Source organism: Rummeliibacillus sp. TYF-LIM-RU47 (assembly GCF_008638315.1).
GTDB classification, from domain to species: Bacteria; Bacillota; Bacilli; order Bacillales_A; family Planococcaceae; genus Rummeliibacillus; species Rummeliibacillus stabekisii.
Genome location: NZ_VVIR01000001.1, coordinates 1,635,907 through 1,649,424 on the forward strand (window position 1 = coordinate 1,635,907; position 13,518 = coordinate 1,649,424).

General features: G+C 35.5%; 14 protein-coding genes. 4 read left to right on the forward strand and 10 right to left on the reverse strand.

Going from position 1 to position 13,518, the window contains the following annotated elements; genetic code table 11:
• The first annotated feature begins 35 nt into the window (after nucleotides 1–35).
• The 3 genes from F0527_RS08235 (at nucleotide 36) to F0527_RS08245 (ending at nucleotide 3,479) form a co-directional block, all read left to right on the forward strand.
• Nucleotides 36–1,382 carry an MATE family efflux transporter gene (locus F0527_RS08235; RefSeq protein WP_150284464.1) on the forward strand — a complete coding sequence of 449 codons (1,347 nt, stop codon included), beginning with the start codon at nucleotides 36–38 and terminating at the stop codon, nucleotides 1,380–1,382.
• Nucleotides 1,383–1,557: 175 nt separating this feature from the next.
• Nucleotides 1,558–1,950, forward strand: coding sequence for a DUF485 domain-containing protein (locus F0527_RS08240; RefSeq protein WP_150284465.1), 393 nt, complete (start codon nucleotides 1,558–1,560; stop codon nucleotides 1,948–1,950).
• Nucleotides 1,950–3,479, forward strand: coding sequence for a solute symporter family protein (locus F0527_RS08245; RefSeq protein WP_150284466.1), 1,530 nt, complete (start codon nucleotides 1,950–1,952; stop codon nucleotides 3,477–3,479). The genes F0527_RS08240 and F0527_RS08245 overlap by 1 nt, the downstream gene beginning before the upstream one ends.
• Nucleotides 3,480–3,548: 69 nt before the next feature.
• Here the strand turns inward: F0527_RS08245 and F0527_RS08250 are convergent, their stop codons facing one another.
• The 6 genes from F0527_RS08250 to F0527_RS08275 form a co-directional block, all read right to left on the reverse strand.
• On the reverse strand, nucleotides 3,549–3,980 hold the full coding sequence (locus F0527_RS08250) for a hypothetical protein (protein WP_150284467.1): 432 nt from the start codon (nucleotides 3,978–3,980) through the stop codon (nucleotides 3,549–3,551).
• Nucleotides 3,981–4,175: 195 nt separating this feature from the next.
• Nucleotides 4,176–4,523 (reverse strand): hypothetical protein, encoded by a 348-nt coding sequence (locus F0527_RS17035; protein WP_066787322.1) that lies wholly within the window; start codon nucleotides 4,521–4,523, stop codon nucleotides 4,176–4,178.
• Nucleotides 4,524–4,837: 314 nt separating this feature from the next.
• Nucleotides 4,838–5,488 (reverse strand): alpha/beta hydrolase, encoded by a 651-nt coding sequence (locus F0527_RS08260; protein ID WP_150284468.1) that lies wholly within the window; start codon nucleotides 5,486–5,488, stop codon nucleotides 4,838–4,840.
• A gap of 154 nt (nucleotides 5,489–5,642) precedes the next feature.
• Entirely contained in the window at nucleotides 5,643–6,140 is a 498-nt protein-coding gene (locus F0527_RS08265) for a hypothetical protein (protein ID WP_150284469.1), read from the reverse strand.
• Between the two features lie 30 nt (nucleotides 6,141–6,170).
• The gene (locus F0527_RS08270; RefSeq protein WP_150284470.1) at nucleotides 6,171–7,709 is read right to left on the reverse strand and encodes an NAD(P)H-hydrate dehydratase; all 1,539 of its coding nucleotides are present in this window, start codon (nucleotides 7,707–7,709) and stop codon (nucleotides 6,171–6,173) included.
• A 357-nt stretch (nucleotides 7,710–8,066) separates the two neighbouring features.
• Nucleotides 8,067–8,684, reverse strand: coding sequence for a hypothetical protein (locus F0527_RS08275; RefSeq protein ID WP_150284471.1), 618 nt, complete (start codon nucleotides 8,682–8,684; stop codon nucleotides 8,067–8,069).
• Between the two features lie 510 nt (nucleotides 8,685–9,194).
• Between F0527_RS08275 and F0527_RS08280 the strand changes: the two genes are divergently transcribed.
• Nucleotides 9,195–9,782, forward strand: a complete 588-nt coding sequence (locus F0527_RS08280) for a TcaA NTF2-like domain-containing protein (protein WP_150284472.1) — start codon at nucleotides 9,195–9,197, stop codon at nucleotides 9,780–9,782.
• Nucleotides 9,783–9,814: 32 nt separating this feature from the next.
• Here the strand turns inward: F0527_RS08280 and F0527_RS08285 are convergent, their stop codons facing one another.
• From F0527_RS08285 to F0527_RS08300, 4 genes are all read right to left on the reverse strand, one after another.
• Nucleotides 9,815–10,909 (reverse strand): ABC transporter substrate-binding protein, encoded by a 1,095-nt coding sequence (locus F0527_RS08285; RefSeq protein WP_150284473.1) that lies wholly within the window; start codon nucleotides 10,907–10,909, stop codon nucleotides 9,815–9,817.
• Between the two features lie 15 nt (nucleotides 10,910–10,924).
• Nucleotides 10,925–11,698 carry an ABC transporter ATP-binding protein gene (locus F0527_RS08290; RefSeq protein ID WP_066787341.1) on the reverse strand — a complete coding sequence of 258 codons (774 nt, stop codon included), beginning with the start codon at nucleotides 11,696–11,698 and terminating at the stop codon, nucleotides 10,925–10,927.
• A gap of 4 nt (nucleotides 11,699–11,702) precedes the next feature.
• Nucleotides 11,703–12,509, reverse strand: coding sequence for an ABC transporter permease (locus tag F0527_RS08295; protein ID WP_150284942.1), 807 nt, complete (start codon nucleotides 12,507–12,509; stop codon nucleotides 11,703–11,705).
• Nucleotides 12,510–12,659: 150 nt separating this feature from the next.
• Nucleotides 12,660–12,812, reverse strand: a complete 153-nt coding sequence (locus F0527_RS08300) for a YpzG family protein (protein WP_084246889.1) — start codon at nucleotides 12,810–12,812, stop codon at nucleotides 12,660–12,662.
• Nucleotides 12,813–13,518 lie beyond the last annotated feature (706 nt).

Below are 13,518 nucleotides of genomic sequence, written 5' to 3' on the forward strand. Positions count from 1 at the left end.
CTAGAAAGGAAGTGCTCCATTTTACGGAGGCATCTATGAGTGATACATCAATCAAATTAACGCAAACCCCAATTCACAAACTATTTTTATCGTATTTATTCCCCTCACTACTCGGTATGATTTTAATGTCTGTCAATATTCTTGTTGATGGCATTTTTGTCAGCAACGGAGTCGGACCGCTTGCCTTAGCGGGAGTCAATATAGCAGTTCCTATTTTCTCTATATTGTTATCCATTTCTCTATGGATTGGAATGGGAGGTGCAACCCTTTACTCTATCGAAATGGGCAAGGATAACATACAGCAAGCTCGCTCCATTTTTATGCAGAGCCTATTAATGACCGTGAGCATTGTTGGTGTACTTGTTATTATTTGTCTTTGGAAACAAAAAGAGATTGCACTGCTATTCGGCGCAAGTACTAAAGTTCTTCCCTATGTTGAAGACTATCTTCACGTCATTCTTCTTTTCGGTCTCATATATGTATTAGAAAATGTTTTAAGCATTTTTATACGAAACGATGGAAATCCGAAACTAGCTATGATTGGTTTAATCACCACATCAGTCTTAAATATCATCCTGAACTATATCTTTATCTTTCAGATGAACATGGGCGTTAGTGGAGCTGCATATGCAACAGCCCTTTCAACAGTCGTAGGTTTATGTGTACTTCTTTTGCATTTTTTACGAAGTGATAGCCATTTACGTTTTAATTTGAAAACATTCCACTTTAACTTTAGTAATATGAAAGAAATTTTAAAAATTGGCTCACCAAGCTTTATTACAGAAGGTTCTACCGCTATTGTAGTCGTAGGCTATAATATTGCCTTTAGTCATTTCGTTGGTGAAATTGGAGTCACCTCTTATGCTGTAATCAATTATTTACATGCCGTATTTATCATGCTTTTCTTTGGTATAAGTGCAGCCATACAACCAATTGTAAGCTTTAGCTATGGGGCAAAATTAACAGAACGACTCAAAGCTGTCTTGAAATTGGGGCTTCTAGCTGGGATTATTGCCGGTATACTCATTATTCTTGTTGGATGGCTCCTTGATGATCAGTTAATCCAAGCATTTAGCGTGCATGACCCTGCAATTATAGAGTTTACAAAGCAAGGCATACATCTTTTCTTTATTGGCTATTTGTTTCTTAGTTATAACTTGCTGTATGCAGAATTTTATCAATCGATTAAGAAAATACGTTTATCGATGATTATCATTCTTATGCGTTCCCTCATACTATTCCTCCCATTGCTCTATTTATTGCCTGCAGCATTTACGGGTAAAGCACTTTGGCTAGCCTTTCCTATTGCAGAAGGAATGACTGCCATTGGTATACTGTTATATCAGTTTAAAAATAATCGAAGCAAAACGGTACATGAATAAGTTTCTTCTATTATATAGGTAGCCACTATTTCTTCTTTAGAAATAGTGGTTTTTACTTATTTTCCAAAAATAATTAATTTTCTAAAAAATGTTGCTATTTTTGTCAAATTTGCATATGATTATTTCAAGGGATTGGAAGCACTTCCAACTTCATATTTTTAAAGGGGGATTTTGTATGAGTCAAAACTTAGCTCACTCGTTAGAAGAAAAACAAGTTGTGAGCGATCATTTGGGGGATGAACCAAATGTTTTAAAAGGCCTGACAGAAGAAAAGTATGTATCTATTTCAGAAAGTTCTGAATTTAAAACTCTAGTAAAAAAGAAAAACAGGTTTATTGGATCCATTTCAATTCTATTTTTAGGTCTCTACATTCTATTGCCTATCTTAACCTCTTTCACAACAATTTTGGATGGAAAATCCTTTGGTGACATTACATGGGTATGGATTTATTCTTTAGGATTATTTATTATGACGTGGGTACTCTGTATGCTTTATGTCAAAAAAGCAAATGTATTTGATCAAGACAGTCAAAAAATTATTGAAAAAGCGAAGGATGGTGGCTATTAATGGGAGCTATTGGGATCTTATTCTTCGTGGCAATTGTAGTGCTCACTTTGATTGTTACGTATATTGCATCGAAAAGAACAAATTCAGCTAGCGAGTTCTACACTGCAGGCGGTGGCTTAACGGGTTGGCAAAACGGTATTGCGATTGCTGGTGACTATTTATCTGCTGCTTCATTTTTAGGAATTGCAGGTGCTATTGCTTTATTTGGTTTTGATGGTTTCTTTTATAGTATTGGCTATTTAGTCGCCTATTTAGTTGTTTTATATATTGTAGCTGAACCTTTACGAAATCTGGGGCGCTACACATTGGCGGATATGATTACTGCACGTTTTAATCAAAAGAAAGTTCGTGGTACTGCTGCTATAAGTACAATAGTAATTGTGTTATTTTACATGATTGCACAATTAGTTGGAGCTGGTGCACTTATACAGCTTTTGCTTGGAATTGACTATTGGATAGCTGTATTGTTAGTTGGCGTCATGATGACGATTTACGTTCTATGGGGCGGGATGGCCGCTACAAGTTGGGTACAAATTATTAAAGCTGTACTTTTAATGATCGGTACTGTTATTATCTCATTCCTTGTACTCTTAAAATTCCATTTTAATATTCTTGAAATGTTCCAAACTGTTAAAACATCAACATCACATGGTGAAGCTTATCTCAACGCTGGTGTAAAATATACTAACGGCTTTGATACATTATCCGTGATGATTGCTTTGGTTTTAGGTACAGCGGGTTTACCTCACATACTAATGCGATTCTTTACTGTAAAAGATGCAAAAACAGCCCGGAGCTCAGTTGTCAGCGCAACATGGATTGTTGGTATCTTTTATGTCCTCACTATTTTCCTTGGTTTTGGAGCAGCTGCATTTGTAGGCTCTGAAAAAATTGTTTCAGCCAATGCAGCCGGAAATATGGCCGCACCACTTCTTGCTCAAGCTTTAGGCGGAGACTTGTTAATGTCATTTGTTTGTGCAGTTGCTTTCGCGACTATTTTAGCAGTTGTTGCTGGATTGGTATTATCAGGTGCTTCTGCTTTCGCACATGATATTTATGGCCAAATTATTCGTAAAGGCAAAGCAACAGAAAAAGAACAAATGAAAGCTGCACGTTATGCTTCTATAGGGGTTGCGTTAATTTCTATCCTTCTTGCATTAGGCGCTCAAACACTAAATGTAGCTTTCTTAGTATCGCTAGCATTTTGTATAGCAGCAAGTGCAAACTTGCCAGTTATTATTTACACTATCTATTATAAGAAATTCAACACAACAGGTGCTGTCTCAGCAATGGTAACTGGACTAGTTGTAGCATTGATTCTTGTAGCATTAAGCCCTAACATTTGGAGTCCAGAAGGAACGGCAATTCTAAAAGGGACTGCATTGTTCCCTCTTACAAATCCAGCAATCATTTCAGTTCCGTGCGGTTTCTTAGCAGGTTGGATTGGTTCACTAGTAGGTCAAAAATCAGATGTTCGCAAGTATGCAGAAGTAACTGTGAAAGCCAATACTGGACTTAAAAATAGCTAATAGCTAATAAAAAAGAGATTGGAGGTTGATTCCCCTAATCTCTTTTTTATTTTCAAAATTACTTAGTCATTATTCTATCTCTAATGAAAAAACATAAGCCGCATCCCCATGGTATTGTTTCTCTTTTTCATCGGTATCCCACCATACACTATATACATAATAATATACACCCTTTTTAGTTGGGGTTTTGAATTGCCCGTTATCTTTTAACTGTATTTTCTTTTCGTCATCACCTTCCATTAAATACAAGTGAACTTCTGTTGGCTGTGGCTTATAATCCATTTTAATCTGGGCTATTGCCTTAGATGTACTCCTGATTGGCTTTTTATTTTGTAATAATTCTGGAGGACCTACCTTGTCAACACACATATTTGTCCAGCAGTATGAACCTTGAGTGGTGCTATACTTATCCCCATTCAATTCCACAAAAACAGACGGAGGACGGTCACCTGGTAATCCCTTCTCATTGGATGTATTGCAGCTGCTAAGTATACAACTCAATAAAATACAAACCAATATCAATCCTTTTTTGATAAAAATACACCCCCCAAAGTTATCTATATACTAGACCTAAAAGACCAAAGACAATATAAAAAAACATCCGCCCAATGTTTTCACTGAACGGATTTTCATACTCTTTCTTGGTATTAGTATAACATAAGGAAATTTTAGAAAACTTAATTTAATCCTTATTTTTTAATTCATGGTGGTCTTCATCAATTTTTTATTCGGTACATTATGTTTAAAGCCAATTGTATTTAGCTGTCTGATCAATTGCGTCTCTGTCATACGTGTACTGTTTTTTTGAATATATTCAACCGGAAAACTTGAGGGATGAAATACTTTTGCACCTTCAAATAACCATTTAATTCGATAACTATCATGGAATTCCTGGATCCTTTTTCTTGCTTGGCTGGATTGGTCATCATAACCAAATTGAAATCCACAGCACTGGCAAATTTCACCAGATCCACTAAGGTTACTATCATACGGTTTCTTTGCTAAACCCATAAAACCACATACAGGGCATCTAAACTTTTTCATATTCCTCACCTCATTTTGGTTTTTTAACGTTAACCAAACTTTAACCTAAAAAATTACAAAAATCAACACGAGGTGACGTTGAGAAGTATTTTCAGATTTCCTTCCATAGGTAAAAGGTTCTTTTTACAATCATCAACTTGTACCAAAAGTATGCATTAAATTCCCTCAAATAGTTCTTATGAATATAAAACCTTTATTAACCATAAGGTAAATAGACATTAAAAAAGAAGAAAAAATTTTTTTTGGTTCTTTTTTCCTCTTTTTTAAAAGTTTTAAATTTTAATAATATTCCCTATTATCATAGTGTTTAAACGTTATTGATTTGAAGAATTCTTTTTAAAAAACTGTATCACTTCTTCTTGGATATATGGAGGTACTCCATGACCATCTTCGAATCCCTTAAAAGTTACTTCTGCATCATAGCTTAAGAAGAAGCCTTTGCTTTCTTCCCCCCATTGATATGGAAGAACGTAATCCATAGTGCCATGTGCAATATAAATTGGAAGGCTTTCAACGGATTGCTTTTTATAATCTGTCTTTACAAAGTCTGGAATATACCCACTTAATGCTACAACTCCCGCTAGTTTTTGATTTCCCATTACAAATGCTAAAGAATTGGCAAGCACGGCACCTTGGCTAAAGCCCAAAATATACAGCTCTTTTAAGTTAAGCGGGAACTCAGTAGCTGCTTCTTCAATAAATTTTGCAATATGGATAACAACTTGATCAAATACATGGCGATCCGGTATTCCGAATTCTTTGTCATGATAGAAAGCATATCCTGGTTCTTGAAGGATTGGACCCTGCAAGCTAAATATAAAGTAATTTTCTTTTAATTCTTGCACTAGCTGTGGCAAGTCTTCTTCATTGCTTCCCATTCCGTGCAGTAAAAATATTGCAGGATATTTCTTTCCTTCTACGATAGTTGTTGGAGCAGAATAAATAAATGTAAATGGTGATTTCATAATCATCTTCCTTTCAAGGATAATATACTACTATCATAGCATAATTTTTATATTCGACTTTTGACTATATCCTAATAGAATTTCTATAGATTTCACCAGATATCTTTTGAAACGCGTATACGGAAGTAAAAATAGCGTGACTATGTTTGCCACGCTACTCATTGTTCGCTTTATATTCTTTTTCCTCTATCTCTAGCTGCCATTCGTTTTTGCGGCCAACAAAACCTAGACAAAATGAAATGAGATGAACTAGCAAAAAGGAATTTTCATTAAAATACCAATTCACTGTAAAATAATTAAAATAGCTTTGATGTTTCAAAACAGACATTATGGTTTTCCCTTTTTTTTCAAATCCATTGATTGTCTCTTGAATTGTCTGATATTCACCTGTAATGCCAATAACCAAAATAATGATTATAGCAATGAGTAATATCCCCGGTCTTCGCAACGGTCTAATAGCAAAGTACTTTCTTCCGACTGTCCAGGTTATAAATAAACTTAATAACAAAAAAGGAATTAATAATACTATTGGTACAACAGCTGTATTGGCATGGTTGATTGACTGCGTAGGCTTTCCTGTGAAGAAAAACTCGATCGCAAGACAGCCAAAAAACGAGATGGCCAGTGAAATATACCAGGCTAGATTGCGCACTGCCATCTTCCTTTCTAATCTTTATATTTTTTATCGCATATCATTTAGAATTTCAGGAATCCCTTCTATTATAGCATTTGGAGTTACACTGTAATGGGATAATTTCTCTGCTTTCACTTCCGCAGCTCTAGCATGTAAAAATGTAGCGCATACTAACGCTTGTTCAGGGCTTGCATGTTGACATATAAAGGACAGAATAAGGCCGGTTAATACATCACCGCTTCCTCCCCGTGCTAGCGCATCATGTCCATGGGGATTTACCCATGTATTACCATCTGGAACTTCAACAATAGAGCGATGACCTTTCAATAATACGTATACACCATGCTCTTTTGCAAATTGCTTTGCTACCCCTAATCTATTACTTTCAATTTCTTCGACACTACACTCTAAAAGCGCCGCCATTTCACCCGGATGGGGTGTAATAATAACAGGACCCTTGTATTCCTTCACTAAATGGAGATAATCCTTAAGATAGAATAGGCCATCCGCGTCTATAATAATAGGCTGATCATGGCATTTACTAAATAAGATCTCCAATATTTTTCCACCATGTTTAAAACGACTTAGTCCAGGGCCAATAGCAATTGCCTTATATGTAGAAAATGAAATATCAGAAAGCGATGCTGGAGATATGTGATCATCTTTATTTGAAAGCTTTATATATAATGCTTCTGGCAACTGAGATGCTGAAATTGTATAATTTTCTTCCGGCACAGCTAATGTCACAAGCCCAATTCCTGAGTGAAATGCAGCTTTGGCGGAATAAATAGGCGCCCCTACATATGAACTAGAGCCCCCTATCACAATACCATGGCCAAATGTTCCTTTGTGACTGTTAGATGGTCTTTTTGGCAATTGTGCATAGACATCTCCGTTTGTAATTAGCCTTGGCAGAGATTGAGTGGATTTTTCTGCAAGCTGATAAGGTACTGAGATATCTGCAATTTCCCATTCACCAATATACATTGGTCCGTCTTGCAAGAAGAATCCTTTTTTTGGCATCACAAAAGTAACAGTACGATCAGCCTTGATGGCCATTTCTGTAACTAGTCCGGTATCAGCCTCCAAGCCTGAAGGAATATCTACCGCTAAAACATAAGCAGTAGACTCATTTACCATTTCAATGACTGAACGAAATGGGTCTTTAATTATGCCCTGCATCCCTGAACCTATCATTGCATCTATAATAATAGTAGCACAGTTTATTTTTGTCTGAAGCTTATCCTTATCCATTGTTGCCATTGTTGAATAGGGAAGACCTCTATTTTTATAGACTAAAAAGTGGGTAAGTGCATCTCCTTTTAGCGTCTCCTCTTTAGGCAGAAGGCACAATTCCACATTATATCCATGATCACATAACTTTCTGGCAGCTACAAATCCATCGCCGCCGTTGTTACCGTTACCTGCTAACACAAGAATGCGTGCGTCTAGGTCATGGTACGATGACAAAACTGCAGACACGATAGCAGAACCTGCATTCTCCATTAATACAGCACCTGGAAGCCCGACCTGTTCTATTGTAAATTGGTCAAGTGCAGCTAAATCTTGCCGACCGCCTATGTACATGATAATCACTTCTTCCCTTTTTTGTATATGTACTATGTATATGTACTTTATATATTATAATAAGAAAATCTTAATGTTGCCAATGCACTTATCAGAATATTTAAACCTCTAAACTCTTTTCATTCATTTGAAGAAAGAAGTCAAAAAACCAATTAACACTAGCTACATTTTATCTAAATATTCTATATCTACTCAATAGATATCTATACTTTAATTAGCCCTATAGCTATTATACCTAAATTTTAATCTTTCGCCTACTTAGTTTAGGGACTAAAGACCTTATATATTTTACTTTATGATTCTAAAACAAAATAAAGAGGAAGTTAAAAACTTCCTCTATATTCAAATTCCTATTTTTTAGCTATTCTTTTTTATATTTTTAAGTAATCCTCCATCATCCTTATAAGTAATTTGAGCAATCTTACCTTCTTCAGGTAAAGTAGCAATCCCTTTAATCTGATACTTCTTTATTGCATGATCTCCCTTCTTATAGTTAACACTCACAACAAAATGATAGTTGTGATTTTTATCCGTTTTTTCTATCTCCATATCTTTCACATTTATTTTTATATCCTTAGATTTCAGCGTATAGTTAAATGCTGATGTTACAAAAAAAGAGGAGAATCCAGTTTTTGTGAAGTATGGCTTGTATAATCCCTCAACATAATTATGCAGTTCACTACCGTATGAAGCTTTCAGCATTTTCTTTCCTTCTATTATTGTAAAGTTTTCAGGATTATGAAGGATTTTATTATACTCCTGCTTAGGGCTTGTAAATTCTGTTTTTAATACATGCTTTATTGATTGTACATTTTTATCGACGATGTTCTCATTTTCTTCTACCATAACTCCCGCTTGTACTTTTTTTCCTTCTATCAATTTAGCGCTCGAACATCCTGCTGCTATTGATCCTACAATGGCAATCCCAAAACACATACCCATTAAACGTAAGTAACTCAAAGATTTTCTAATCATCATACATCACCTTTCTTTTTTTAAAATGTACCTATGAAGAAGACTTCTAAATCTGTAGTCTATTATGCTTTTTTGTTTGCTATACATCTTACGTAGCGATAAAAGCATTTAGCATTACAGGAATTTTAAAAATCAGGCTATGCTGACATCTAAATGTAATAAATAAGATCCTTTTTTAATTCATAATTTGTATGTTTTAGTTGAACAAAGCAATATGTATAGGAAGACTTAGATATTAAATTAACCATAAACCAAATTTCCTGTTCGCATTTTCTTGCATATATTAAAGTGAATTAACAATTTAGCAAGCATAGACGGACGACCTTCAATAGTACCCCCTTTTATTCTTTTTTAATCATTTAGACTGAATTGTAACCAATAAAGATAGAAAGAACCTCATGTCATAAAATGAAAGCTTCAACACTTTTAGACCATTTCATACTATAGTGTTATTGCAGTATAAAATAGGGTATGATAATAGAAATAATTGTTGAAAGAAGGACCAATAAAATGAAGAAATGGCCAGTGTTATGTTCGTTATTTTTAGCTGCTTCAGTTCTTACAGCTTGTGGTAACGATGCGAATCAAAAAAGTCAGGATCAAAAAGAAGATGCTTTCTTAACGGAAAAATCGAAGGATGCTATATCTAAAGCTGATAAGCACCAAACTAAAGATATAATTGAAACCAAAGTAACAGGTCAAAAAATGTCAAAAGCAGAACAAGAAAAATTAACTCAGTTTATTTCTGACTATCCTGTTATGCGTTCCGAAGCTATTGCCTCAGGCAACTTTGAACCGCTTGCAAACGAAGCAATCATGCATGACACAAAGTTATATGAAAATTTATCAAACCAAATTCCAAAAAAACATAAGCAAGGCGATCAAGAGGAAGTCAATAAACTAGAGATTGTTTCTATTGACCGTAAAAGTGATACAGATTTTGTTGTGAAAACCAAAGAATATATTAACGAAACGAAAAATGGAAATAAATCTCTAAATACCTATGACAGAACATATTCTGTATATTACGATTATGTGGATGGCGATGAAAATAACAGCTTCTTCAAAATTTCCGATATAAAAGAAACTAAATTTTAAAAGGAGTAAGCATTTGCTTACTCCTTTTTTTATTACTTATAACTCCCTATTATCTTTACTGCTTCTTCTGTTAGTGAAGTATCAATTGCCTTATCAAATTCAAATGTTCCCTTTGTTGCCCCATTTTCTTTATACATATTATATTGATTCTGAATATCCTCCATACGCATTTCACCATTCGGATCTAATCCCGTTACATTTACCTTATCCCATATGGCTGGATCTTTTAGAGCTGTATATTTTGTCATAATACTGACAATCTCCGCTTTTCCTTTTCCTTTCGTAAAGGCATCATTATAATCACGGACACCTTTTAGATAAGCAAGCATAAAGCGAAGTGACACATCACGGTCTGTGCTCACGAATTTCGGTGAAGCCAAAACTAAAGCAATCTGCGAATCTGGAGCAAAATCAGTTGCATCCTTAAAACGATGGATAATCCCTTTTTCAACACCTTGTGCAATCAGGGGCTCTATGCTAAGTGCAGCGTCAATAGAGCCGTTTTGTAACGCTCCTAGCATACTACCAAAGTCAGACATAACAACTGTTTCTACATCTTTCTCAGTAAGTCCCGCATGGCGAAGCATTAATTCATAGATATAACCATCAATTGAGTTTCTAGAAGAAATCGCAATTTTTTTACCTTTCATATCTGTATAATCCTTAATTACATTTTTCATTTTATCGCTTACAACGAATGTAAAATAGGATTTACCTGGCATATTATGCCCCTTATCCCCTACTATTTTTACATCAATTCCTTGAGCAATAGCATTAAAGAATGATGCTGTAGAAATGCCGCCCGCCATTTCAACTTCTCCAGCAGCAAGTGCTGGCAACATATCATCACTATTTGCAAATTGAGCAAATTCTACCTCTATGTTGTAATCTTTGAAATACCCTTTTTCATTGGCAATATAAAATCCTGCACCAGATGCCGCTCCATCTTCAGCAATTTTTACTTTCACCTTTTTCTTTAACGGTGCAAGATCGCCTGATGGATTTTCTTTACTCACAGTATTATCTACTGATTTTTTTGTATCACTTCCTTTTTCTGTGCAACCTGCAATCAATATTGCTAGAAGTAGAAGTGGTAGTACCAGCCCTCTTTTAAGCCATTTCTTCAATTTATTCCCTCCATCCTAGCTTCTAGACTTTTGAACTTCCTCATGCAGATGGTTTAATATCTCTATAAAATGTTCTGCAGTTTTTTGATTTGCGCGCATCTGTTCCATCTTCCTCGGTCTCGGGCTATCATTTTTTATTTCTTTTATTATCTTACCGGGTTGTGCACTCATTAATAGAATTCTGTCACTCAGCAGGAGCGCTTCATCTATACTATGTGTAATAAAAATAACTGTCTTCTTTGTCTCTTCCCAAATCGAAAGTAATTCTTCCTGCAAGATGAATTTATTCTGTTCATCAAGAGCCGCGAAGGGTTCATCCATTAGTAAAATTTCCGGATCATTGGCAAAGGCTCGAGCAATACTAACTCTTTGCTTCATACCACCAGACAGTTCTTTTGGATAGAGCTTTTTAAACTGATCAAGGCCCACTTTTTGCAAATAATAATCTGTTCGTTCTTTTACTTGCTGTATGGGCAGATGCCGCATTTTTAAACCAAAGGAAACATTCTCTTCTACTGTCAGCCATGGGATAATACCTCTTTCTTGAAAAACCATTGATTGAAGAGGACGATCTTTCTTATCTTGTTTAATTTCAATTTTCCCCGCGCTTAATGTTTCCAAATCTGCCAGTATTCGAAGCAAAGTTGTTTTCCCACAACCGCTTGGCCCTACAATACAGACAAACTCTCCTTCTGTAATATTCATCGATACCTCATCTAAAGCTGTAACACTTGCATTTTTTTTATAAAATACTTTAGTTAAATTCTCAATAGAAATTTTGGTGTCCACTTACTCACCTCCAAGGTAATATCTTCTTTTGGATAAAACGAAGCAGCAAAGAAAATAAATAGCCAAAAAATGAGATGAGAATAAGCCCTACAAACATTTCCTGTAGCATAAATGCTTTGTAAGAAGTCCATATCAAATAGCCTATGCCAGATGTGGCACCCATCATTTCAGCTGCTACGATTGTTAATAACGCAATTGCCTGCCCCATCTGAATACCTTCCATCATAACCGGGAGCGATCCAGGAAGCGCAATCTTAAAGAAGAAGTCCTTAGAGCTCGCGCCATAATTTTTTGCAACATCTAAGTAAATGGAGTCAATGTTTATAACTCCTGCAGTCGTGTTGATTACTACTGGGAAGAATACACTACCTGCAATCGTCACCACTTTGGAGAAATCGCCAATTCCAAAAAGAATAATAATAATTGGCAAAAGCGCCAATGTTGGTATTGGCATCAACGCCATGACAATTGGTGATATAAAATGTCGAATGGGAGAGTATAGGCCCATTAATAAGCCAATGACAATACCTGGTATTGCCCCGAGTAAGAAGCCATAGAATATCCTGTAGAGAGAAACCCACATATGGTGAAATAATTCACCACTATAAATCATTGAAAAAAGAGTTCCAATAATCTTAGTTGGAGGCGGAAAAAATCGAACATCAATCAAATTGGTTCGGGAAAGGCATTCCCACACCAACAAGAGAATAATTGGTGAAGCAATCGTAAGCATCTGCTTCATGCGTTCTTTTAACCGTCTCTTCTTCCATTCTTGTTGTTCAACTTCAACCGCTTTATGAGAAATTTTCATATTTTCTCCTGGTTTCATCCTTCACCACCTCTTCACTTAAAGGATATGTCACTATTTAAAAAAGTGTGTCGCTAGCCTATAAAAAGAAAAAACATGATCAGTATAAACTGATCATGTTTTTTGGTGGTGATTGCACAATATCTACATGGATTAAAAATGTCTTGCCTTTGCAAGGGTTCTCAAAATTCGATTAGACAAGGTTACTTCTGTCTGACCGTTAACTTGAGATTTTTGATGTTTAATCCTACTCCAGAGCTGATGAACTTTTTGAGATTTTGGATCAAGCTGTTGTTGTTTACTCATTATGTTCTTCCTCCCGACATGTAGTTTTAAAATTGTGAATCCTAGATAGTATTGATATCTCTCATGATTTTATTCAAAAAAGTACATAAAAAGCCCGGGAAATAAATTCCCCGAGCTTGATTTCACTTATCCTCTTCGGCGATTAAATTATGCAAGCTTCATTTTTGACCTTTTAATCTAGCCCACAGTAGCTGAACTTCCGCAAACAGTGGAACAATCGTTCTACATGCTCATCGGACTTCACTCTCCTGATCATATGGTTTACGATGATTAAAAATAACTGACAAGTCTACACCACGAGTCTTCACTCCGTTTCAACTTGATCATTACTATTTAATCTGGTCTAGAGATTTTGAATTCTTGTTTGTTAGCGCTTTTTTGGCGGCATACTCATGGAATTCTTCCTCCTCATCATCGAAATGACGATTAAATGGTTAAAGAATCGCTATGTTGCCCAAGACTACTCCACGGGTCTTCACTCCGTTTCCTTTCTTTGGCATGGTACATTTTAATCTGCGGTCGAGCTTTACTACTCACCTGGACTTGGTTCACCCATTGGTTAACCCCTCCTACCAGAAAAGGATTTATAAGTGAAATCATTAATAGTATACCTTCTATACATTTTTTTAAACCAATTATTTAATTTTATTTCGAAAAAATTAATTCTATCTTTGGTTAAATTATTTATTCAAATAGGATTTTTAAG